Below are 22,239 nucleotides of genomic sequence, written 5' to 3' on the forward strand. Positions count from 1 at the left end.
CTATCGGCCATGTCAGGGACCGTCAAATGTTCGGGCCGCACGAAAATCCGCCCGCCAAGCAGCCGGGCAGCCGCGATCAGCGCGCTACATGAAGGGCCCTGCGAGCATGCAAGGCACGACGTGTTCAGGGATACGAAGCGGGCTCGGCGGAGACAGCGGGGCGCGAGCGCTGGGGCCTCGGGAGTGTTTGATACGAGTAATTCCCGTCAGCCGACTCCAGCGTGCGCGGAGTGCTCGCCACGGTGGTGCCGTGCTCACGCTCATCCAGCATGCGGAGGATGTCGCGCTCGTCCATGTCGGTGACCATCTCGTAGACGACTTCGTGGTCCCGCCAGGTGACGATGTTGAAGCCCTGCGCGGAGTCCACCTCCACCGCGGGCAGCGCCTGGGGCCGTGCGCCGTCCTCGTCGGGGAGGACGAAGACGCCGAGCCGGCGCGTGGGCTCGCCCTCGTCGGGGAGCGTCTCGTAGCTGATGTACGCGACTTCGCGGCCGTTGAGGATGGAGATGCGGCCGCCCAGGGGCTTGGCCTTGGGGAGCTGCGGCAGGGCGACGCGCGCGTCCACCTTGCCCTTGAACCAGGTCTCCAACTGCTCCGGCGCGGAGGAGGCGATTTCGAAGGGGAGCCCGCGCGAGTGGCGCTTGATGATCTCCTCTCGCGCCCGCCGCTGCCGCTCTCCGGCTTGATACGTGTACCAGCCCCCCGTCACCGTCACCACGACGAGGGCGACGGCGCCGGCGCGCAGCCACACGCCATACTGCGCGCGGCGGTGCTCCTGATGGAGGCCTCGGGTGATTCCCGCGCGCAGGGAGTCCGGCGCGCGCATCTGCCTCACGGAGTCACGTGCGGCCCGGCGAAGGGCCAACTGCATGTTCCGCTCGTCCTCCACGCGCCCCTGACAAGCGGCGCACGTGGCGAGGTGGGATTCGAGGTCGACCCGCTCCTCCGGCTGAAATTCGCCGTCGAGATACGGGTACAAAAGCCGTTCGAGTTCCTGGCAGGTCATGGGCGCGCGGTAGGAACCTGTTTCTACCCCGTCTTCTTCCTTTGACGATACTCTTCGAGATTCGCCGGAGTATCGGCCCCGTCACCCTCGTGACGGAAGACCCCCTGGCCCACCGCGTACTCGCGCAGCGTCTTCTGCAGGAGTTTGCGTCCGCGGAACAGGCGGCTCATCACCGTGCCCACGGGGCACTCGAGAATCTCGGCGATCTCCTTGTAGGAGAACTCCTGCAGGTCCGCGAGGATGACCACCAGTCGGAAGTCGATGGGAAGCGAGTCGATGGCGCGCAGCACGTCGTCCGACAGGAGCCTGTCGAAGAAGTACTGCTCCGGGTTGGCCGCGAAGTCCGTCGCGTCCCGGCTGACGAAGCGCTCGTGGACCGCCTCGCGCTCCACGCCCTCCACCACCGTGCGCTCCTTCACCTTCCGCCGATAGCGGTTGATGAACGTGTTCGTGAGGATCTTGAAGAGCCAGGCCTTGATGTTGGTGCCCCGCTCGAACTTGTCGAAGAACCGGTAGGCCCTCATGCAGGTGTCCTGCACCAGGTCCTCCGCATCTCTTTCGTTCTTCGTCAGGCGCAGGGCCGCCGAGTACAGCGGGTCCAGGTGGGCCAGCGCCAGTTCCTCGAATTCCTGCTTCGTCCGGTTGGGTTGTCTGAAATCCAACATGTCCCGCCTTCCAAAGGCCCGAAACAATTGGGGAATGAGTTGTCGCCTGCCCCTCAATGTATGCATGGGAACAGAAGTCGCAACAACGGCTTCCCAGTCACACCCGCCCGTCCGGTCGCTTCGGGTACGGCAGACTCCCGACGGGGTACTTTATTCCCCACCATCAATAACGAAGGGGAGACGGGATGTCGCCATCCGCGTCTCCCCTCCAGGTGGGGCCTCGGCTGTCAGGCCGCTCTACAGGCTACTTGCCGCTGAGCGCGTCCAGGATGGGGCGGTAGTCGTACCCCAGGTCCTTGGCGACGGCCTCGTAGGTGATGTGGCCGTTGTAGGTGTTCATCGCACGGGCCAGGGCGCGGTCGGACTTCACGGCCTCCACCAGGCCCATGTCGGCGATCTTCCGCGAGTAGGGGCGGGTGGTGTTGGTGAGCGCGTACGTGGACGTCTGGGGCACGGCGCCGGGCATGTTGGCGACGCAGTAGTGGACGACGCCGTGCACGACGAACGTGGGGTTGTCGTGGGTGGTGGGCTTGCACGTTTCAATGCAGCCGCCCTGGTCCACCGCGACGTCGACGACGACGGCGCCCGGGGTCATCTCCGCGATGAGGGCCTCGGAGACGAGCTTGGGGGCCTTGCCGCCGGGGATGAGCACCGCGCCGACGACGAGGTCCGCCTCGCGCACGGACGTGGCGATGGACTCCGTGTCGGAGGCCAGCACGCTGACGCGGCCGAGGAACACGTCGTCCAGGTAGGTGAGGCGCTCCAGGTTGACGTCGAGGATGGTGACCTCGGCGCCCATGCCCACCGCCACCTTGGCGGCGCAGAGTCCGACGACGCCGCCGCCGATGACGGTGACGCGGCCGCGGCGCACGCCGGGCACGCCGCCCAGGAGGATTCCCTTGCCGCCGTGGGCCTTCTCCAGCGAGGCCGCGCCCACCTGGATGGCCATCTTCCCGGCCACTTCGCTCATGGGCTTGAGCAGGGGCAGGCTGCCGTCATCCAGCTGCAGCGTCTCGTACGCGACGGCCGCTGCCTTCTTCTTCACCAACGTCTTCGTCAGCTCCGGGTCCACGCCGGCCAGATGGAAGTAGGTGTAGATGATCTGCCCGGGCTGGATGCGCTCGTACTCCGGCGCGATGGGCTCCTTCACCTTGACGATCATCTCCGCGCGCTTCCACACCTCGTCCGCGCTGGCGACGAGCTGCGCGCCGACGCGCTGGTACTCCGAGTCGGGGATGCCTGAGCCGACGCCGGCGTTCGTCTCGACCAACACCGTGTGGCCCGCGCTCGTGAGCGCGCGCACGCCCGCAGGCACCATGCCAACGCGGTACTCACGGGTTTTGATCTCCTTGGGAACTCCGACGATCACGACTGCCTCCGAAAGGGACTGAAAAAAGCGCGCGGACCGTAACGAGGCCCCCTGAGGGAATCAAGGCATCCCCCGAAGCAGGACACATGTCTCCGGTGAGCCCTTGTTACCCCAGAAGGATGACGCGTGGCGTTGAATGCAACGCGTCTCATCGCGCTTCGACGTCGAAAGAGAAGGGGGGCCAGTGATAGTTAGCGTCGCATGACGTCCGCGCCCAAGCTGCTGTTCGCCGACCCCAAGGGGAAGGTGATGGAGCATCCCTACCTGCTGGCCACGCTGCGCAGCGGCGAGGAACTCGTTCCTCCGCAGGACAAGCCCATCCCCCTGCCGTCCGCCGGGCGGCTGGTCCACCTGCCGGGCAGGCTGCCGGTGGGGCAGGACCCGAGGACGGGAGAGCTGGAGCTGGTGCGGGAGATCAACGTCGGAGGCAAGACGTTCACCCCCAACGCGGTGGGCGCGCTCCTGCCACCGGGCTACACGCGCACGTTCCTGCCGGGTGAGGTGAAGGGCAACGGGCCGGTGCTGCCACAGTGGGCCTATACGGCGGCGGCGTGGGGCAAGGACGGGCCGGTGGCGTGGGCCATCCACACGGACCGCCGCTCGCATTGGGACCCGGAGCGCTACTCCACGCCGGACATGAAGGCGCTGGTGGACAAGCACCTGGCGCGCTTCCCGGACAACCGCGTGCTCAAGCAGCTCAAGACGTGCGCGATGCTGTACCGGTGCTTCACGTCGCAGAACACCTTCTATGTCCGCGACGAGGCGGCCATCCCCGCGTCCGTCATGTGCAACGCGCGCTGCGTGGGCTGCATCTCCGACCAGCCGGCGGGCGGTCCGCCCGCGTCGCATGAGCGGATGGATGACGGGCCCACCGCCGAGGAGATGGGCGCCATCGGCCTGTTCCATCTGGAGAACGCGCAGGGCCGCACCATGGTGAGCTTTGGCCAGGGCTGCGAGGGCGAGCCGCTCACGCGCTGGAAGCAGATAGCGGAGTCCATCCGCTACATGCGCGCGCGCACGGACAAGGGCTCCATCAACATCAACACCAACGCGAGCCTCACGCGTGGCCTGGAGGCGCTGCTCGACGCGGGCCTGGATGCCGTGCGCGTGTCGCTCAACGCCGCGTCGAAGGGGCTCTACGAGGCGTACTACAAGCCGGTGAAGTACGGCTGGGAGGACGTGGAGGCGTCGATTGCGCTCGCGCGTGAGCGGGGCGCGTACCTGGCGCTCAACCTGCTCCTGTTCCCCGGCGTCACGGACCGCGAGGGCGAGGTGCGGGCGCTGGAGCGGCTGGTGAAGAAGTACAAGGTGGACCAGGTGCAGACGCGCTCGCTGGCCATCGACCCGCTCCAGTACCTGGATGCGGCGCGCGACGTGGGCGCGGGCGGAGAGCCGGTGGGCATCCGCGAGCTGCTCCAGCGCATGAAGGCGGCGCGGCCGGGGCTCATCATCGGCAACTTCGCGCGCGGGCTGGAGGAACGGGAGAACGCCGCGGGGAAGTGAGGCGCGGGGCCCGTCGAGCAGCGGGGCGGGCCATTGTGGAGGCCGGCCCCCGCGTACTCCGGGACTTGTATCGCTACGCGGCGCTGGGGGGGCCTGAGTCCCTCGTCAGCGCCTACTCGCCGCCAGGCGGCATCAGCTCCTTGGCGACGAGGTTCCCCATGACGGCGTCCTTGGGGATGTAGCCATCGGCGCCGGCCTCGCGGCAGATGCGCTGGAGCTCCTCGACATTCTCGCCGGAGCACAAGAGCACCTTGATGCCCTTGAAGAGGCTGTTGCTCTTGATGAAGCGGCAGAACTGCTCGCCGTTCACGTTGGGCATCCGCACGTCCAGCAGCACCAGGTCCGGACGCGTCTGCTTCTTGAGGATGATCTTCGTGGCCTTGTCGGCGGTGTCCGCGAAATGGACCTCGAAGCCCTTGGCCACCAGGTCCGCCTCGATGATGCGGGCGGTCATCTCACTGTCGTCGACGATGAGGATGCGCGGCTTGCGGCCACCGGTGGTGGGGGCGGGCTTGAGCCCCGTCGAGGCGACAGGGGCGGGCGCCGGGGCTGCCTGGGGTGATTCCGACGCCGGTGCGGCCGAGGGAGGGGGGACGGCGGAGGGGACACCCAGGGCGGGAGCCCCGATGAGTCCCATCACTCCACTCAGCACGCCCTCCAGGCCACCACTCTTGAGGATGTAGCCGTCCGCGCCGGACGCCTTCGTCTTGCCGGCCAGCTCCGCTTCCGAGATGTCGGAGTAGAGGACCAGCTTCGCGGTGACTTTCTTCTGAACCCGCAGATATTCGACGACATCGTCGCCGAACATCTCCGGCATGTTCACGTCCATGAGGATGAGCGCGAACGGCCCCTCGGTGAGCTTCCGCTCGAGGCTGGCCAGGTCCTGGGCCCCGCTCGCCTGGTAGCCAGCGGCGGTGAGGGCCCGAACGGTGAGCTCCACCAGCATCGGGCTGTCATCAATGACCAGTACGCGCGACATCGTCCTCCTCAAAGGATTCAGGGTGCAACCCTACACCTTTGGTTCAGCGCGGACCATCGAAACGGCGAGCGGCCGGCCTCCATGCGACCTCCTCTTGACCGGTTTTCGTCCCCTCCGGATACTCCGCCGTCTTGACCACGACCTCGACTCCCCTGCAGCGAGCACTCCGGATGGCTCCGGACCGTGCCGTGGCCGCACAGGCCCGGCCGGAGCAGGAGTTCTTCTGCTTCCGGGTGGGAGACCTGCGCTTCGGGGTGCCCAGCGAGAACGTCCTCGAGGTGTTCCGCGCCGGGCTGCTCACCCCCCTGCCAAGGACTCCTTCCTTCATCATGGGCGTCACCGGCCATCGCGGTGAGGTCCTCCCCGTCGTCGACCTCTTGCGCTTCCTCTCCAAGGGAGAGGCGCGCATCGGTCCCCGCACGCGCCTGTTCATCGGCGTCACGGGCAGCATCGTCGCCGGCGTCGTCGCCGACACGGTGCTGGGCCTGCGCCGCATCCCCGTCTCCGAAATCCTGCCACCACCGCTCGGGGGAGACTCCGCCGCGGAGCATCTGCTGGGCGTGGTGCAGGGCAGCACCGCCCAGGACGGCATCAACCTCCTCAACTTCCACAAGCTGCTGCAGACGGCCCGGCAGCGGGCGGTGGCTCGATGAACGACGAGTCGCTCGTGGAGGAAAAGGTCGAGGAGGTGGACATCCTCTTCTTCGAGATTGGCACCAAGACCTTCGGCACGGACGCGTCGTCGGTGCTGCGCATCGACCGCTCGTTGCCGGAGGACATCACCCTGCCGGAGCTGGGGCTTCTGCACCGAGGCCACCGCGCGATCGTCTTCGACACCCCGGAAGGAGAAGGCCACCTGAAGGTGGACACCGTCCGGGGCGTGCGCCCCATCCCCGTGACGCAGCTTCGCCGCATGCCCCCCACCGCGGGCGCGGCCTCTTATGCCGTCGGTGTGTGCCTGGAAGAGGCCCGCACCGTTTTGCTGATTGACCTGGTGGAGACCGCCAGGCCCCAAGATTCTCAAGGAAGGCACTGACCGCAATGTCCCTGGACACCCCCAACGAGAAGCCCGCGTCCAAGGCCCGCTCCGCGCGCAAGGCCCCCGCCAACAAGGCGAGTGCCGCCGCGCCGCCGGCGCCCCTCAAGGCCTTCACCGACACGCTGTTGACGGTGCTGGCCGGCAACCTCCAGGCCCGCGTCCCCAAGGAGCTGGTCGGCGCCGGCGGCGAGGAGATGGCCCACCTGCTCAACCAGGTGCTGGACAACTTCGCCAGCTCCGAGCACCGCAAGCACGTGGCGGCGCAGGAGATCGATCAGGCGCTCGACGCGCTCATCAGCCTGGTGCGCGAAGGCGACCTGTCCCGGTGGAACACCACCACCGAGGACCCCCAGCTCGGGCCCCTGCTGGAGGGCTTCGGCAAGGTCATCGAGACGCTGCGTACGTTCGTGCGGGAGATCAACGAGGCGGCGCTGCGGCTGTCCTCGTCCGCCAACCAGGTGCTGGCGGCGTCCACCCAGCACGAGACGTCCTCCACGGAGCAGGCGGCGGCCATCCACGAGACGACCGCCACCATGGAGGAGTTGAAGCATGCCTCCGCGCAGATCGCCGAGAACGCCGGCAGCGTGGCGCGCGTGGCGGAAGAGACGCTCGGCGCGGCGCGCGCGGGCCGTGGCGCCATTGGCGAGTTCATCCAGGCCATGCAGCAGATCCGCAGCGACGGCGTCGCCGTGGCGGACTCCATCGCGAAGCTGTCCAAGCGCGTGGAGCGCATCGGCACCGTCGTCGAGGTCATCGATGAGATCGCCGACCGCTCCGACCTGCTCGCGCTGAACGCGGCGCTGGAAGGCAGCCGCGCGGGTGAGGCGGGCAAGGGCTTCTCCATCGTCGCGGCGGAGATGCGCCGGCTGGCGGAGAACGTCCTGGACTCCACCAAGGAGATCAAGAACCTCATCACGGAGATTCGCGAGGCCACCGCGGCCGCCGCGGGTGCCGCCGAGGCGTCGAAGACGGCCACCGAGTCCGGTGAGAAGCTGGGCGCCGTCGCGGCCCAGGCCGTGGAAGGCATCCTCGCCGGCGTGCAGGAGACGAGCGACGCGGCCCGCGTCATCAACCTCGCCACCCAGCAGCAGCGCACGGCCACCGAGCAGGTGGTGGCGTCCATGGCGGAGATTGAAGATGTGACGCGTCAGACGACCCAGGCGTCGAAGCAGGCGACGGGGGCGGCGGCGGAGCTCACCCAGCTGGCCGCACGGCTGGCGGAGCTCATCAAGCGCTTCAAGGCCGACTAGCTCTTTTGGGAAGGGGAGGGTGCGCAGCGCTCACCGCCCATGGATACCGAGGCACTCAAGAAATCCCTCCTGAAGAAGTTCCAGGAGGTCACCGCCGACCGCCTCCAGAAGATCCAACTGGGTGTGTTGGACCTGGAGAAGGAGACCGCGGATCAGGCCGCGGACGACGTCGCGCGCGAGCTGCACACGATGAAGGGAGAGGCCCGCATGTTGGGCCTCGCCGCCATCGGTCAGCTCGCTCACGCGGCGGAGGACGTCCTGCGCGCCGAGCGAGAGGGACGCACGGCCACGGAGATCGCCACGGACGTCATGCTCCGTGCCTGCGACGTCCTGTCCGACCTCATCGAGGACCTGTCCGGTGCGAACATCGGCACGTCCGCGAGCGAGGACATCGTGCGCGCGATGGCGGAGGTGTCCGGCCAGGCCGCGCCCGTCATTCATGGCGCGAAGCCCAAGCCGCCTCCTCCGGTGGCGGCGCCCGTCGTCTCAGCGCCACCCCCCGTGGCCGCCGCCCCCGTGGCGGCTCCCCGGCCGGCGCCCGTGGAAGCTCCGGCCGCGGCGCATCCTCCAGTCCGAGGTGGGGAGGAGGAGGCTCCGAGCGCGGCGAAGTCGGCCATCGCCGACCGCACGATTCGCGTGAATGTGGAGGTGCTGGACTCGCTGGGCCTGCTCGCGGGTGACCTGCTGGTGGAGAGCGCCCGGGGTCGGCTGCGCAGCTCGGAGACGGAGGCGCTGTTCGAGCGCTTCAGCCGCCTGGGAGACCGCTTCCTGCGGCTGGCCGAGCAGGTGGAGATCCCCAACGAAGTGCGCATGGTGTTGGACCGCGTGGAGAGCGATCTCCACATGCTGCGCGACGATGCGTTCCGCTTCGTGCGGCGCAACGACGACGGCATCAACATCCTGCACGGCAACCTGTCGAAGATGGCGGACCACGTGGCGGAGGCCCGCCTGGTGCCACTGTCCACGGTGTTCGACGCCTTCCCGCGCGCGGTGCGGGACATGGCGCGCACGCAGAACAAGGAAGTGGACCTGCTCATCGAGAACGCCGACATCGGCGTGGACCGGTCCATGCTGGCAGACGTGCGCGACGCGCTGGTGCACCTCCTGCGCAACGCGGTGGACCACGGCCTGGAGTCGCCTGACACGCGTCAGCAGCTCGGCAAGCCGCTCACGGGCCGGGTCCGCATCCGCGTCCGCGTGGATGGCGACATGCTCCACATCGAGGTGGAGGACGACGGGCGCGGCATCGACCCGGAGCGCCTGCGCCAGGTGGCCGTCAACAAGCGCCTCATCAACGCGGTTCAGGCCGCCGCCCTGTCCGAGCGCGAGGCCATCGAGCTCATCTTCCGTCCCGGCTTCTCCACCCGCGAGCAGGTCAGCGAGCTGTCCGGCCGCGGCGTCGGCATGGACGTGGTGAAGCGCAAGGTGGAGACGCTCGGCGGTTCGGTGGGCGTCAACAGCCGCATCGGCCGTGGCACCACCATCACCCTGCGGCTGCCTCAGTCGCTCGCGTTGATGAAGGTGCTGCTGGTGCGCCTGGGCGATGATGTCTACGGCATGCCCGCCGCCGACGTCGAGGCGGTGATGCGCGTCAAGCCGGATGACCGGCTGGAGATCTTCGGCACCCTCGCCGTGCGGCACCGGGGCAAGCCCACCGCGCTCGTGGCGCTGGGGCCGCTGCTCGGCCTCAACGGTGGCAACCGCTTCGACCGCCCGCCGGCCGTCGTCGTCCGTCACGGCGAGGACCACGCGGCCCTCGTGGTGGACGGCTTCGTGGACGAGCGCGAAGTCGCCGTGAAGCCCTGCGGCGGCGAGTTCCTCAAGGGCGCGCCCTTCATCGCCGGCACCGCCGCGCTGGAGGACGGCCGCATCGCCGTGCTGCTGCACGTCCCCGACATCATGACGGAGGTGCGTCGCATGGCGCGGCCCGTCACCCAGGCGCCGGCGGCCAAGCGGCTCCGGGTGCTGCTCGTGGACGACTCTCCCATTGCCCGTGCGACGGAGGGCGCGCTCGTCAAGGCGCTGGGCCACATGGTGGAGGAGGCCCAGGACGGCGAGGAGGCCTACGTCAAGGTGCAGAACAACACCTACGACCTCATCCTCACCGACGTGCAGATGCCGAAGATGGACGGCTTCTCGCTCGCGCGGCGGCTGAAGTCGACGCCCGCGGTGGCGCGCATCCCCGTCATCATCCTGTCGTCGCTCGCCTCTCCCGAAGACAAGCGGCGCGGCCTGGACGCGGGCGCGGATGCCTATCTCGTCAAGGGAGAGCTGGGCGTGGAAGTGCTCGCGCAGGCAATCGACAGGCTGACCTGAGGAGCCACGTTTGGGCGGCACGGCTGCGGCGGGGATGGCGTTCAGGGTGCTCATGGTGGGCAAGGGGCTGCGCGCGCTCGCGGCCCGGGGCCTGTTCGACGGCGAGTCGCTCGTCCCGGTGGGGCCCGCCGAAGTCGACTTCCCCGGCGCGCTCGTCGCCGTGCAGCGCCACTTCCCGGACGTGGTGCTGGTGGACCTGACGGGAATCGAATCCCTGGAGGCCATCGACGACGTCATGGTGGGCCGGCCCGTGCCGGTGCTGGCGCTGCACCCCGGCGCCCTGTCCGGGCAGGACGCGTTCCAGGCCATGGCCCTGGGCGCCCTGGACGTCGTGGAGCGCCCGGCCATCCCCGGCGCCGACTTCTGGGCCCACATCGCTCGCAAGCTGGTGCTGCTGGCCCAGGTGAAGGCCGTGCGCCAGACGCGCTCCGTCACCCGGGCCCCCAAGGAGGAGCTCCCGCCGCCGCCCTTTCCCCTGGTGGCCATCGCCGCGTCCCTGGGCGGTCCGAAGGCCGTTGCACAGGTACTGCGGAAGATTCCACGAGACTTTCCCGCGCCCATCGCCTACTGCCAGCACATCAGCGAGGGATTCACGGAGGGCCTCGCACACTGGCTGACGATGGAGACGGCGCTGGGAGTGACGGAGGCGGAGCACGGCATGGTGATGGTGCCCGGGACGGTCTACATCGCACCGTCGGGCAGTCATCTGTTGGTGCGACCCGAGGGCAGGCTGGAGCTGGACTCGGGACCGGCTCTCCGGGGATTCCGGCCTTCGTGTGACATGCTGCTCACTTCGGCGGCGGAGGCCTTCGGCGCGAGCTGCGTTGGGGTCATCCTGACGGGGATGGGGCGGGACGGTGCGCGGGGGATGAAGGAGATCCGGGAGCGGGGAGGGCGGACCATCGCTCAGGATGAAGGGACGTCCGCGGTATGGGGCATGCCTCGCGAGGCGGTGCTGCTCGGGGCGGCGCAGGAAGTGCTGCCGTTGGAGCGCATTGGCCCCACGTTGGTGCAGTGGGTGGAAGCGTGCTGAATGTGAGCAACAAAGTGCTTCAGCAGCTCGCGGCGCTCCTCCTGGAGCGCGCGGGGCTGAAGATCACCCCGGATGGGTTCCACAGCTTGCGGCTGGCCTTGTCCACCCGCATGCCCGCGCTGGGCGTGGAGGAGCCGGAGCGCTACCTCCAGCGACTGGCGGGGCCCGGCGGTGAGGAGGAGCTGCGCTCCCTCTTGCCGCTGGTGACGGTGGGGCACACGGAGTTCTTCCGCGATGGCAAGCAGTTCCGCGCCCTGGAGAAGAGCGTGCTGCCGGACCTGCTGGCGCGCGCGCGGCGGGAGATGCGCCGCGTGTCCGTCTGGTCCGCTGGCTGCGCCACGGGCGAGGAGCCCTACAGCGTGGCCATGGTGCTGGCGGAGCTGGGCGCGCTGTCCTCCGAGGTGGACCTGTGGGCCACGGACCTGAACCTAGCCGCGGTGGAGGCCGCCCGGCAGGGGCGCTTCTCCCTGCGCCGGAGCATCAGCATCCATCCGGAGCGGCTGGCCCGGTTCTTCCGTCCCGTCGAGGATGGCTTCGAGGCGCTGCCCGCGCTGCGTGAGTACATCCGCTTCGACGGGCAGAACCTGGCCGTGCCCGTCTTCGACAAGGTGGCCCTGAACTCGCTGGACCTCATCCTCTGTCGCAACGTCATCATCTACTTCGACCTGCCCACCATCCGCGGGTTGATGGACCGCTTCCTCAGCGCGCTGCGGCCCGGCGGACTGCTCTTCCTCGGGTACTCGGAGAGCCTCTTCAAGGTCTATGACCGCTTCGAGATGATCGAAGTGGACGGCGCCTTCGTGTATCGGCGCCCGCCGAGCGACAAGGGCTACCGTCCGCCGCCCCTGCGCATCCATCCGTACCCCGGCACCGCCGAGCAGGCCCAGCGCGCGCCGGAGCCGGAGCCGTTCTCTCCCGCCGTGTACGCGCGGCCCCCCATCGAAGGGGCCTTTGGCGCCCGTCCTCGCGGAGCCTCGTCGGACGCGTCCTCCGTCCGGGGGCCCGGTTCGCTCACCGGCTCCTTCCCCGCCGTGGGTCCGCTGCCCGCCGCCTCGCCCGTGCCGAGCGCCAATGCGTCGTCCTCGACGACGACGCGGGTCAATGACCTGGGCCGCCCGCGTGTCACCGTGGAGCTGCCCGCGGTGGGCAGCCCTGATGCCTCGCGCATGCGGCCCACCGTGGAGATTCCGGCGGTGTCCGCGCCCGCGCGCACCGTCACCGGAGAGCTGGCGGTACCCTCCGCGTGGCCCAAGCTGCTGCCGCCCGCGGAGCGGCTGGCCATGGCCGTGCGGAAGATGACGCAGGGGGATTTCCCCGGCGCCATCTCCGGCGTGCAGCGCCTGCTGGTGGATGAGCCGAGTGACTTGGACGCGCTGTTGACGCTGGGCAACCTCTTCTCGCTCACCGGGCGCATCCCCGAGGCGCGCGAGGCCTTCGCCCAGGCCATCCAGCGCGAGCCGCTGTGCGTGGAGGCCCGCATCTTTGGGGGCGTGGCGGCCCTGCAGGCCGGAGAGCTGAAGGAGGCGCGCTCCGAGCTGGGCAAGGCGCTGTTCCTGGAACCCACGCTGGCCATCGGCCACTACCTGCTGGCGCAGGTGCAGGAGCGCAGTCACGACTCGGAGGCCGCGCGTCGCAGCTACCGCAACGCGATTGCCCAGCTGCGCTTCCCGCAGCGCACGCTGGCGGGGCACTACCCGGAGATGCCGGACTCGGCGGAGGCCATCTCCCGCGCGGCGCGCTACGCCCTCGCCGCGCTGGAAGAACAGCCTCCGCACTGAAGGCCGGCGCCCTCAGTCCAGGGTGCTCTTCACCTGGTCCAGCGACTTGCTCGGGTCCAGGACGGACCCGAACTTCTTCTGGAGGTAGGACTTGGCCTGGCCGCGCAGCAGCATGCCGGGGTCCGTGCCCTCGCCCTCGACGGCCTTGTCGGTGATTTTGAAGGACGCGTCCAACTGGATGCCCATCACCTTGCCGACAATCTTGGCGCCCTCGCCCTGCCAGTCCGCCTTCACTCCGTACTTGCCTCCCCAGTACTGAAGAAGCTGCTCCACGCGCTTCTTCACCTCGTCCTTCGGAAGGGAGTGGGGAATATCGAACTTCATCATGCCCATGGCGCACGGCTCCTGGCGTCGGTGTCCCACCTTTGCGTTTAGTGGCGGTGGGACGAGAAGGGAACCGCCGTGTCACTTTTGGACGCGCGGATGTCAACAGCCTTGCTCACGGTGGGGACACACGCCGGGAGCGCTTGAGTTTCACCGGCGGGTCTCCGGGGCGCCCCCAGTGCTCCATGTACGGCGCCAGGTCGTACTTCTCCGCGGTGCGCGGCGAGCTCATGGGCCGCACCTTCCCCAGCACCTTGCGCTCCTGGAAGGGCCTGTCATGCAGCCCGAGGACCCACATGAAGTTGGCCACGCTCGCGGGGTCTCTGCCGTCCACCGCGTACTTGTCGTTGAGGTGGGCGATGCGCTGCAGGCCCTCGTCCGGGGTGCGGCTCCACTCCAGGATTTTCTTGCCCCACAGCATTCGCAGGTAGTTGTGGATGCGGCCCCGCTCCACCAACTCGCGCTGGGCCGCGTTCCACAGGCCGTCCCCGGTGCGCGCGTGCTCCAGTTGCTCCAGCGAGTACAGGTGCTCGCGCGCGTCCTTCTGGTGCGTGGACAGCGTCTCGCGCGCCCAGCCGGGCAGCGAGTCCACGGAGAGCTGCTTCGCCTCCGGGGTGTGGAAGCAGAAGTTGAAGCCCAGCTCGCGCCGCACCAGCAGCTCCTCCAGGAAGCCGCGCACGTTCGCGTCATCGGTGCCGCGCGCGCGGATGGCGGCGCGGGCCGCCTCGCCCGGGAAGAGGTTGCCCCAGTGGAAGAAGGGAGACAGGCCGGACTGGTGCGAGCGGCCCGGGTCATTGCGCCCGTCGTCGTAGCCCTCCAGCTTCTCGTGCAGGAAGGCGTCGAGCGCCTTGAGTCCCGCCTTGCGTCCGCCGCGCTCCGCCAGCGGCGTCACCGCGTGGTCGATGTGGAAGCTCGCCAGGGACTGACGGGCCTCGCGCGCGTCGGCCACGGCGAAGTCCGGCGTCAGCTTGTGCCCGGCCGCCGCGGCCTTGACGGGGCGCGAGCGCAGGATGCGGCCCAGGTACTCCGGCCACAGCTTCTGCAGCTTCGGGCGCAGGGTGTACGCGCCGGCCTGGAGGGTGGGGATGCGCTGCATGGGCACCACGCAGGACGCATCCACCGCGAACAGCGGCACGTGGAGCGCCTTGGCCGCGCCGCGCAGGTGCCCGGGGATGATGTATGTGGGGAAGAAGTCCGCCACCACGGCGGCGGCGCGCTTGCCCAGCTCCGCCAGGCGCGGGTGGTGCTCACGCGTGTGGCGTGGCAGCTCCACCCAGTACGGCAGCCCGCGCGACGCGAAGGCGGACGTCATGTCCGCCATGCCCTCCATCGCCCACGCGTGGAGTCGGTCCGAGGCATGGGGATAGTCCGGCCGCAGCGCGTGATACACGACGACGGGCAGGTTCAGGTGGTTGCCCAGGGCGATGGCCGTGTCGAGCGCGTGGTTCTCCTCGGCTCGATGGTTCACCATGCACCAATACAGGACGAAGTCGCGACCCGGGGCGGGGAGGGGGACGTCCTTGATGACCACGATGCGCGCGGAGTCGACGTCGAGCTCGGACCACGAAAACCCGTTGGGCATGATGCGCACCGATGCCTGAGCGCGTTCCGCGTCGCGAAAGAATTGTAGCCCGCGCGCAAGGAGTGCCGTGCGCGTGACGCTTCACCCGGCCTCGAGCGCTTCCGTCGTGGCGAGTGGGCCCGGTGGCATGCAAAAACCACCACGTCGGCGCGGGTTGTGGTCTTGTGGCGGACGGACCCAAGGAGTTGCTTGCGTGTCACCTCTGAGAAACTGGATCTGCCTCCCCGCCGTCCTCGCGCTGGTGCTCGCTTCTCCCGAGGCCGCGCGCGCCCAGACAGGCTCCTCGTACCCGTACACGGAGCCGTCCCAGGCGCGGCCCTCGTACCCCTCGCAGGAGGCCGCGCCCTCGCAGCCGGCGTCGCCCTCGTACCAGGAGCAGCAGCAGCCCGGGGACTCCGAGAGACAGCCTGGCTACGAACAGCCCGGCTCCGCGCAGCAACAGCAGCAGGCCGCGCCGCCCGTCGAAGGTGCTGTTCCCTCCCGGGACGCGCCGCTGGCCCAGGAGCCGGACGCGTCGCGCACCTCGCCCCTGGCGCCGGTGACGCAGGACGGCCTGCGTCCCACCCTGTCTCCAGCGTCGACGCCCGTGCAGCCCGACTACGTGGACAGTGGCGCCGTGCTGGACGGCCGCCAGCGTCTGGGGCCCTTCCTGTCCGGGCCGGGCAGCTTCAAGTTCATCGCCCACCACACCACGCTCGGCGCGTTGGGTGGCTTCTTCACCCAGGCGTTCGCCAATGACTTCAGCTTCGACCAGAGCTCGCGCGAGGCGATGCTGGCCGGCACGCTGATTGGCGCGGGCCTGGGCTTCGGTGCCTCGGCGTGGTGGCAATTCAACAACTGGGTGGACCGGCCGATGTCGACCTTCGGCATGGGCAACTCCGTGGTGGGCGGCATGTTCATGGCCGGCTTCATGGACCTCTTCACCCAGGACGCGGGCGTGCTGACCTGGTCCGCGTTCCTCGGGGCGGAGCTGGGCGCGTGGCTCACCGCGGGGCTCGGAGGCGGACAGCTTCCGCTGAACGACGGCCTGCTGATGGCCTCCGGCGCGGGCTGGGGCGCGGCCTATGCGTCGCTGCTCCTGGCCGTCATCCACTTCTCCGGCACGGACATCTCCTCGAAGACGTGGCGGGACGCGCTGCTCCTGGCGCCCGGCATCGGCGCGGGTGCGCTGGCGCTGGCCACCATGCGGTATGACCCGACGCCCTCGCAGATTCTCCGGGCGGACTTCTTCGGCGCGGGCGTGGGCGCGGCGGTGCTGCTCATCTCCGGCCTGGTGCTGGGCGGGTTCGACCAGTCCACTCCCTACGTGCTGTCCTTCCTCGGCTCGGCGGGCGCCATCACCACGGTGAGCCTGCTGTGGGAGGAGAGCGTGGACCGCTCGTCCCTGAAGCACGCGAAGGACCGGCCGTACCGCAACGTCTGGTGGTAGACGGGCCCCCAGGCGGCCAAGCGGGCCGCGTGGCAACGCGGGGGGGCCGACACCACCTTCCGTCGACATGGCGCGCGTCCATCCTTTCACTGCCCTGCTGACCCCGCTGACTCGGACCCTCGAGCCCAGCGGCTACGTGCCGCTCAGCAACGCGGTGCCCCAGCCTTCCCACGTCCGGCCCCTCCTGGAGGCCGCCAACCCGTCCGCGGAGCTGCGCCGGCAGCGCGACTCCGGCGTCCTGCTGAGGGATGCGCGGCCCGCGCTGTACCTGGTGGAGGTCCACAGCCAGGCGGGCAAGCTGGGCGGTCCCCCGGTGCGCTACCTCCTGTGCGCGCTGCGGCAGGACGCGGGCACTCCGCTGGAGCATGACCCGTACCGTCCCCGCTCCTGGGAGGCCGAGCCCGCCGTCACCCTCACCGCGGATGACCATGGCGTGTTCCGGGGCCTGCTCGCCGAGGCGGCAGAGCGCTCCAGCCTGGTGTGGGAGGGCGACTACGACGGCCGCACGATTGCCCTGCGGCGGATAGAGCCGTCCCCCGTGTCCAAGCGCATCCAGGCCGTGCTGGACGAGGCGCCCATGCGCCCGCTCACCGCGCTGGCCGAGGGTGGGCCGACGCTGGCCGCCGTGGTTCCCCTGTCGGACCCGGGCCTGGAGCTGCTGCCCATCCACCGCGCGCTCAAGGGCGTGACGACCTTCAAGGAAGAGACGTTCCTCACGCTGGTGACGGCGTATGCGCGCGTGTACGAGCTGGATGAGCCGCTCGACACTCCTCGGGGACTCGTGGCCGCGCGCGAGCGCCTGGCGACGCTGATTTCGGGCCACCACGCCGTGCTGCTGGTGCTGCCCGGGGGACGGGGCCGCATCCTCCGGTTCCGTCAGGGGTTGGACCTGGCCCACCTGAAGGGCGCGCCGCGCAACCCGACGCTGCGCAGCCTGGACCTGGCGCTGCTCAACGCGCTGGTGCTGAGGACGGTGCTGGGCATCCAGGACCCCGAGGCGGCGGGGCATCCCCACGTCTTCCCGGTGCAGGGGCTGGAGTCGCTGGTGAAGGGCGTGGAGGCGGGGACGTTCCAGGCGGGCTTCGCGCTCAATCCGCCGCCCGTCTGGGAGGTCCGCGCGGTGATGGAGGCGCAGGCCACGTTGCCCTCGCGGACGCTGCGGGTGGACCCGCTGCCTCCCGCCGGCCTCCTGTTTCTCGACACCGACGCGTAGCCGCGCGTGAGGGTGCTGACGCCAGGCTCGTCGGAGGCGCTTCGGGGCTCGCGACTCGAGCTCCAGGCGGGCCCCCGCGAGACGCTCGGGAGGACCTCCCTGGACGCGCGGGCGGCGCGGAGTGCCTCAGGACTTCACGGCGCGGACTCGCCCGCCTGTGGCGGAGCGGGCGTCATGGACGGCGCGGGCTCGGAGGGAGGCGTCTCCGCCCCCGGAATCTGGACCGTCTGCGGCATGAACACCGTGGGGGCCTGGGCGAGCAGCCGCTCCAGGTCCGCGGCGGCCACGGCCGCCAGCGGGTGCCCGTGGTGCTCGTAGCAGCGGCGGCGGTCATCCAATTGCCGGCTGTCCCAGACAGTCAGCGGTTCGATGGGCGCGAGCGTCTCCACGCACAGCCCCATCCAGTCCACCACCTGGGCCATTTCGATACGGGCCTCCTCGCGCGCCACCGTCAGGGACTCCGCCGCGAAGGGCTTGGCGAGCACGTCGATGAGTCGCTTGCCCAGCTTCTTGTCGGCGCGGGCGATGTGGATGAGCTCGGGGAGGATGGAGGAGGTGACTTCCCGCGCCGGCCAAGGGTTCTCCCGAAGGGCGATGAATGCGCGCTCGAACAGGGTGGTGGCCTCTTCCAGCCGCTTCTGGCGCAGGTGCAGCAGGCCCTCCAGCATGTCCGCCTCCACGGGCAGCGTCGCGCGCAGGGGCACGGTGTATTTCAAGGCCTCGTCCTCACCCGCGTTCGCGAACACCCGGGCCACCGCCAACAGCTCGCGAGGGCCCTTGGGCTCGAAGCGCTCGTGCAGCCAGCGCGCGCGGGCGGCGGGCGCCTGGTTCCGGTTGTACGCGTCGATGAAGGGTGCGTACTTCTTCACGGCGGGGCTGGCGGCCTCCGCGCGGGAGAGGGGCGTGCTGTTCCAGAGGCGGTGCTGCGCCACGCGGTCCCAGTCCACCTCGCCCGTGACTTGCGGCCGGCCCGTGCCCAGGTTGTGCGTCGTCGTCCAGAGGGAGCTCATGGAGAAGCCCGCGTCGCGGCCCAGGCTGCGCGCGAAGGCGAACTCCATGAAGGACACGTCGTCCGTGTTGATGAGGGACTGGCTCTCCTCCGCCACGCGCGTGGTGAAGGCCGGCGTGGCCACGAAGCGCGCGAGCACGCCTTCGACCTCGTCCGTGCGCCAGGTGGCGCGCAGCGCGGTGCGATAGGGCTCCTCGGCGATGCGGGCGCGCATCTTCGCGACGTCGTGGACCATCGGCTTGCGCGTCGCCACCAGCAGCAGGTCGCCGGAGTGCACCTGCCAGGTCTCCACGGCCTCGAACTCCGAGGACAGCGTCGCGTAGGCGCTCTGCACCGTGAGCGAGTCCACCTCATAGGCCTGCAGCCACTGCACGAAGATGCCGCCCTCGGCGAGGCGCTCCTTCACGGCCTGGTAGAAGTCCCGGGTGAAGAGGCTGGAGATGCCCGCGCGGTACGGGTTGGAGGGCTCCGAGAAGATGATGTCGTAGCGCTGCCGGGTGGTGAGCAGCACCTCGCGCGCGTCGCCGATGAAGTGGTGGACCTTCGGGTTGTCCATCACGTTCGCGTTGACCGCGTGGCAGCGCCGAGCGACCTCGAGGATGGCGGGTTCGATCTCCACCGCGTCCACCCGCTCCATGTGGGGGATGGCGCCCAGCCATCCCGCGGTGCTGCCCGTGCCCAGGCCGATGACGAGCGAGTTCTTCGCATCCGCGTGCAGCAGGGCGCCGAGCAGGCCGCTCATCACCTGGGTGGGCGCGTCGCCGATGGTGTTGCCGTCCGTCTTGCCGTTGACGACGAAGGAGAGGCCGTTGGTGGAGCTGAGCGCGACGCTGCTCTCCACGCCGTCCTCCTCCCAGATGATGCCGCGCGCCTTGGCGCGCATCCACGCGTCGATATGATTGATGGTCGGGTTGTTCAGGCCCGCGCGGCCCGCGCCGACGCTGCCATGCCGCCACGCCGCCGAGGGGCCCTGCGCGGTCAGCATCACCAGTGCGAGCGCGGCCACGGAGACGGGCAGCCACATGGCCACCCGGAGTCGCTCGACATGGAAGGAGAGCGCGACGGAGGCGAGGCCCAGCACCGCGAGGATTCCCGCGACGAGCTGCCACGTCACCGGCGCCGTCAGCAGGGGAATCACGCCGAAGCCGCCCGCCAGCGAGCCCACGATGGAGCCCACCGTGTTCCAGGCGTAGACCTGGCCCACCTGCTTGCCGACGTCGTGGCTGCCCTTGCCCACGAGCGCCAGGAGCAGCGGGAACTGGATGCCGGAGATGAACGCGGCGGGCAGGATGACCACCGCGGCCACCAGCGCCCAGCCCATCATCATCCCCGCGAAGCCGATGCCGCCCAGCGGGCGCAGCAGCGCGGCGACGATGGCCAGGCGATCTCCCAGCGCGAAGGGCAGGGCGATGAACAGCGCCTCCGCCGCGCAGGTGAGGGCGAACCCGGCCAGTGTCGCGGGGCGGTGACGGAAGACGATGGAGTAGGCCGCGCCGCCCAGGCCGATGCCCAGGAGCGCCATGGCGAGGATGAGGCCGAAGGTGAACGTCGTCCCGCCGAGAATCGGGCCGAGCATCCGGTACCAGACCAGCTCCATCAGCAGGAACGCGAAGCCCACCAGCATCGCGGCGACGAGCGCGAACTTGGGCGAGTGGCGCGCGGCGGAGAGGGGGACTGGGAGCTGCGCGGCGGGGCTGTCGGCCACGGGAGCGGCGACCTCGGCGGGCGGGGTCTCCGGCTTGGGCTGCGGCGAGCCCTCGGGCTCCATCGCCCGGCTCACGCTGCGCGCGGTGATGGCGACGGCGGCGTTGAGGAGGCAGGCGATCCACAGGGTGGTGCGGTTGCCGTAGACCTCCAGCAGGAAGAAGGTGGAGAGCGTGGCGCCCGTGACGGCGCCGAGCGTGTTCACCCCGTAGAGCACGGCGAGGTGGCGGCGGGCCGGGTCGTCATCCGACTGCACCGCGCGCGCGGCGGCCGGGAGGGTGCCGCCCATCAGCACCGTGGGCACCGACAGCACGAGCACGGAGAGGATCATCCGGGCCACCGTGCCACCGGCGATGCCGAGGACGGGGGTGCCACCGACGCCGATGTACACGGCGCGCGCCAGTTCGACGAGGAAGGGACTCAGGGCCGCGGTGGCGGCGATGAGCAGCTCCAGGTTGGCGTAGAAGTTCAGGGGGCGCGGCTGACGGTCCGCGCGGGCGCCAAGGAGGACACCGCCCAGACCGAGGCCCGCCATGAAGATGGCCAGGACGGCCGCCGACGCCGCCGTGCTGGCGCCGAAGATGAGACGAAACTCCCGCAGCCACACCGTCTGGTAGACAAGGGCGCACAGCCCCGAGCCGAACAGCAGCGGGGCCACCCTCGACACACGCGAAATCATCAAGCCGTTCTCTCGTCGGACTGGGCTGCCTCGATAAGTGGGGCAGGCCGGGCGCGGCGAAGTCTCGCAGAGATCGCCGCGCCTTGGCCACAGCGAGAGCCCCCTCGTTCGCTCGGGGAGCATCCGCGCGCGGTGGCTCCGGGGCTCCGAGGAGGAAGGGGGGCTCGCCGTGAACCGGCGCCCGTCTACCGCACGGGCACCGGGGCCTGCTCGACCCCCGTCTCCTGGGGCTCTTTCCCGGAGGAGAGGGCCTTCTCGGCGTTCTGGCGATCCTCGCGGCAGATGGCCAGGCGCTCCCGGATGACTTCCAGGGGAACGGCCATCTCCAGCGTGAAGGAGTCACCGTCGGGCTTCACCTTGGCGAAGTCGAGCAACTGGGCCAGGTCCTTGTCCTCGCCGGCCTGGGCCTTGATTCGTGCCAGTGACAACGCCGCGCCCAGGGACTTGCCCAGGTCCGTCACGTCGTTGGCACTGGGGCCGCGCACCTCCGCCACCAGGGCCACGTCCGAGCTGGCGTCCAGGTGCAGCTCCACGTTCTTCGCCACGTCGCGCAGCCGCTGGGCCAGCGCGGCCTGCTCCGGGGGGATCAACCGGGCGATCATCTCCACCGAGAGCACGCCGTACATCTCGCCATACGTGCTGCTCTCGGAGATGGCCGGGGGCTCGTCCGGCCCGCGTCCCTCCACGCGGTCGATGGCGGCCTTCACCTCGTCCGGCGACTTGCCCACCACGAGCAGCTGGTTGTTCCACGTCGCTATCGCCGAGCTGTCCCGCCGCTTCACGGTGGTGCCATCCGGGCGCGTGACGCTGTTCTCACCCGCTTCGTACACCCGCGCGCCCTCGCCGTAGTCCGCGGACACGCGCTCGCCCAGCAGCTCCTTGAACCGCGCGTTCTCGAAGTTGCCCGACAGCATCATCCCTTCGTCCGTGATGACCAGCCGGTCCAGGTCCTGGAGGGGGTCCACGCCGCTCTTCTCGCGGAACTCCGCCAACTGCTTGCCTCCGTCCCGCATCAGGCAGTCCATCAGCAGCCCGCCGATGGGCGAGTGTCTCAGCGCGTTCGCCTCGATGATGACCGCCGTCTTGCCCTCTCCGCGAGGCAGCGCGGCGAGGAGCGGATCTCTCGGACGCGGGCGCTCGGCCACCGTGCCGGAGTCCGCCGCCCCGAGCATCGGGAGCACCTGCGTCCTGCGACGCTCCGCGCGCTCTCGGTCCGCCGAGCGCATCCGTCGCGGGAAGTCCACCTCGAGAGGAGGAGGCGCGGGCTCCTCGCCCTGGCCCGCGAACATCAGCACGGCCGCCGCGACGAACAGCAGCGCCGCCATCACCAACCACACCCGCCGCTTCTGGCGCTTCTCCAT

At 69.8% G+C, this 22,239-nt stretch carries 17 protein-coding genes; 9 read left to right on the forward strand and 8 right to left on the reverse strand.

Annotated features, from left to right (window positions below):
- Positions 1-124: 124 nt before the first annotated feature.
- The 3 genes from G4D83_RS10820 to ald all read right to left on the reverse strand — a co-directional run bounded on the left by G4D83_RS10820 (position 125) and on the right by ald (position 3,040).
- Entirely contained in the window at positions 125-1,006 is an 882-nt protein-coding gene (locus tag G4D83_RS10820) for an anti-sigma factor family protein (protein ID WP_163864616.1), read from the reverse strand.
- A 23-nt stretch (positions 1,007-1,029) separates the two neighbouring features.
- Positions 1,030-1,671 carry a sigma-70 family RNA polymerase sigma factor gene (locus G4D83_RS10825; RefSeq protein WP_163864617.1) on the reverse strand — a complete coding sequence of 214 codons (642 nt, stop codon included), beginning with the start codon at positions 1,669-1,671 and terminating at the stop codon, positions 1,030-1,032.
- 244 nt (positions 1,672-1,915) lie between these two features.
- The gene (gene ald, locus G4D83_RS10830) at positions 1,916-3,040 is read right to left on the reverse strand and encodes an alanine dehydrogenase (protein ID WP_163864618.1); all 1,125 of its coding nucleotides are present in this window, start codon (positions 3,038-3,040) and stop codon (positions 1,916-1,918) included.
- Positions 3,041-3,241: 201 nt separating this feature from the next.
- Here ald and G4D83_RS10835 point away from each other — a divergent pair, with 201 nt between their 5' ends.
- Positions 3,242-4,543 (forward strand): radical SAM family protein, encoded by a 1,302-nt coding sequence (locus G4D83_RS10835; protein ID WP_163864619.1) that lies wholly within the window; start codon positions 3,242-3,244, stop codon positions 4,541-4,543.
- 112 nt (positions 4,544-4,655) lie between these two features.
- On the opposite strand, the gene G4D83_RS10840 is transcribed toward G4D83_RS10835, so the two are convergent.
- Complete coding sequence (locus tag G4D83_RS10840; RefSeq protein WP_163864620.1) at positions 4,656-5,522, reverse strand: response regulator; 867 nt, start codon at positions 5,520-5,522, stop codon at positions 4,656-4,658.
- Positions 5,523-5,692: 170 nt separating this feature from the next.
- Between G4D83_RS10840 and G4D83_RS10845 the strand changes: the two genes are divergently transcribed.
- From G4D83_RS10845 to G4D83_RS10870, 6 genes are read left to right on the forward strand one after another with little or no spacing between them, the layout of a single operon-like run.
- Complete coding sequence (locus tag G4D83_RS10845) at positions 5,693-6,175, forward strand: chemotaxis protein CheW (RefSeq protein WP_163864621.1); 483 nt, start codon at positions 5,693-5,695, stop codon at positions 6,173-6,175.
- Positions 6,172-6,558: a Frizzy aggregation protein FrzB gene (locus tag G4D83_RS10850; RefSeq protein ID WP_163864622.1), complete on the forward strand. Its 387-nt coding sequence runs from the start codon at positions 6,172-6,174 to the stop codon at positions 6,556-6,558. Before G4D83_RS10845 ends, G4D83_RS10850 begins: the two co-directional genes overlap by 4 nt.
- Before the next feature lie 5 nt (positions 6,559-6,563).
- Positions 6,564-7,811 (forward strand): methyl-accepting chemotaxis protein, encoded by a 1,248-nt coding sequence (locus G4D83_RS10855; protein WP_163864623.1) that lies wholly within the window; start codon positions 6,564-6,566, stop codon positions 7,809-7,811.
- A 39-nt stretch (positions 7,812-7,850) separates the two neighbouring features.
- Positions 7,851-10,127 (forward strand): hybrid sensor histidine kinase/response regulator, encoded by a 2,277-nt coding sequence (locus G4D83_RS10860; protein WP_163864624.1) that lies wholly within the window; start codon positions 7,851-7,853, stop codon positions 10,125-10,127.
- Positions 10,128-10,161: 34 nt separating this feature from the next.
- Positions 10,162-11,160 (forward strand): chemotaxis protein CheB, encoded by a 999-nt coding sequence (locus G4D83_RS10865; RefSeq protein ID WP_163864754.1) that lies wholly within the window; start codon positions 10,162-10,164, stop codon positions 11,158-11,160.
- On the forward strand, positions 11,154-12,938 hold the full coding sequence (locus G4D83_RS10870) for a CheR family methyltransferase (protein ID WP_163864625.1): 1,785 nt from the start codon (positions 11,154-11,156) through the stop codon (positions 12,936-12,938). The genes G4D83_RS10865 and G4D83_RS10870 overlap by 7 nt, the downstream gene beginning before the upstream one ends.
- 12 nt (positions 12,939-12,950) lie before the next feature.
- On the opposite strand, the gene G4D83_RS10875 is transcribed toward G4D83_RS10870, so the two are convergent.
- Positions 12,951-13,271, reverse strand: coding sequence for a polyhydroxyalkanoic acid system family protein (locus tag G4D83_RS10875; protein WP_163864626.1), 321 nt, complete (start codon positions 13,269-13,271; stop codon positions 12,951-12,953).
- Positions 13,272-13,377: 106 nt separating this feature from the next.
- A complete protein-coding gene (locus G4D83_RS10880) occupies positions 13,378-14,844 on the reverse strand; it encodes a deoxyribodipyrimidine photo-lyase (protein WP_163864627.1) in 1,467 nt (488 codons plus the stop codon).
- Between the two features lie 193 nt (positions 14,845-15,037).
- Between G4D83_RS10880 and G4D83_RS10885 the strand changes: the two genes are divergently transcribed.
- Positions 15,038-16,273, forward strand: a complete 1,236-nt coding sequence (locus tag G4D83_RS10885; RefSeq protein ID WP_240356264.1) for a hypothetical protein — start codon at positions 15,038-15,040, stop codon at positions 16,271-16,273.
- Positions 16,274-16,340: 67 nt separating this feature from the next.
- Entirely contained in the window at positions 16,341-17,486 is a 1,146-nt protein-coding gene (locus tag G4D83_RS10890) for a DUF1015 family protein (RefSeq protein ID WP_163864628.1), read from the forward strand.
- Between the two features lie 134 nt (positions 17,487-17,620).
- Here the strand turns inward: G4D83_RS10890 and G4D83_RS10895 are convergent, their stop codons facing one another.
- Positions 17,621-20,878, reverse strand: coding sequence for a fused MFS/spermidine synthase (locus tag G4D83_RS10895; RefSeq protein ID WP_163864629.1), 3,258 nt, complete (start codon positions 20,876-20,878; stop codon positions 17,621-17,623).
- A 185-nt stretch (positions 20,879-21,063) separates the two neighbouring features.
- Positions 21,064-22,239, reverse strand: coding sequence for a hypothetical protein (locus tag G4D83_RS10900; protein ID WP_163864630.1), 1,176 nt, complete (start codon positions 22,237-22,239; stop codon positions 21,064-21,066).

It is taken from the genome of Myxococcus eversor, assembly GCF_010894455.1.
Taxonomy (GTDB): Bacteria; Myxococcota; Myxococcia; order Myxococcales; family Myxococcaceae; genus Myxococcus; species Myxococcus eversor.

Bases quoted from the DNA above. Each gene is read 5' to 3' on its own strand.
- G4D83_RS10880 (WP_163864627.1), bottom strand. From the start codon at position 14,844: ATGCCCAACGGGTTTTCGTGGTCCGAGCTCGACGTCGACTCCGCGCGC.
- G4D83_RS10865 (WP_163864754.1), top strand. From the start codon at position 10,162: ATGGCGTTCAGGGTGCTCATGGTGGGCAAGGGGCTGCGCGCGCTCGCG.
- G4D83_RS10840 (WP_163864620.1), bottom strand. From the start codon at position 5,522: ATGTCGCGCGTACTGGTCATTGATGACAGCCCGATGCTGGTGGAGCTC.
- G4D83_RS10875 (WP_163864626.1), bottom strand. From the start codon at position 13,271: ATGGGCATGATGAAGTTCGATATTCCCCACTCCCTTCCGAAGGACGAG.
- G4D83_RS10835 (WP_163864619.1), top strand. From the start codon at position 3,242: ATGACGTCCGCGCCCAAGCTGCTGTTCGCCGACCCCAAGGGGAAGGTG.
- G4D83_RS10860 (WP_163864624.1), top strand. From the start codon at position 7,851: ATGGATACCGAGGCACTCAAGAAATCCCTCCTGAAGAAGTTCCAGGAG.
- G4D83_RS10850 (WP_163864622.1), top strand. From the start codon at position 6,172: ATGAACGACGAGTCGCTCGTGGAGGAAAAGGTCGAGGAGGTGGACATC.
- G4D83_RS10820 (WP_163864616.1), bottom strand. From the start codon at position 1,006: ATGACCTGCCAGGAACTCGAACGGCTTTTGTACCCGTATCTCGACGGC.
- G4D83_RS10890 (WP_163864628.1), top strand. From the start codon at position 16,341: ATGGCGCGCGTCCATCCTTTCACTGCCCTGCTGACCCCGCTGACTCGG.
- G4D83_RS10855 (WP_163864623.1), top strand. From the start codon at position 6,564: ATGTCCCTGGACACCCCCAACGAGAAGCCCGCGTCCAAGGCCCGCTCC.
- G4D83_RS10895 (WP_163864629.1), bottom strand. From the start codon at position 20,878: ATGATTTCGCGTGTGTCGAGGGTGGCCCCGCTGCTGTTCGGCTCGGGG.
- G4D83_RS10825 (WP_163864617.1), bottom strand. From the start codon at position 1,671: ATGTTGGATTTCAGACAACCCAACCGGACGAAGCAGGAATTCGAGGAA.
- G4D83_RS10845 (WP_163864621.1), top strand. From the start codon at position 5,693: ATGGCTCCGGACCGTGCCGTGGCCGCACAGGCCCGGCCGGAGCAGGAG.
- G4D83_RS10900 (WP_163864630.1), bottom strand. From the start codon at position 22,239: ATGGAGAAGCGCCAGAAGCGGCGGGTGTGGTTGGTGATGGCGGCGCTG.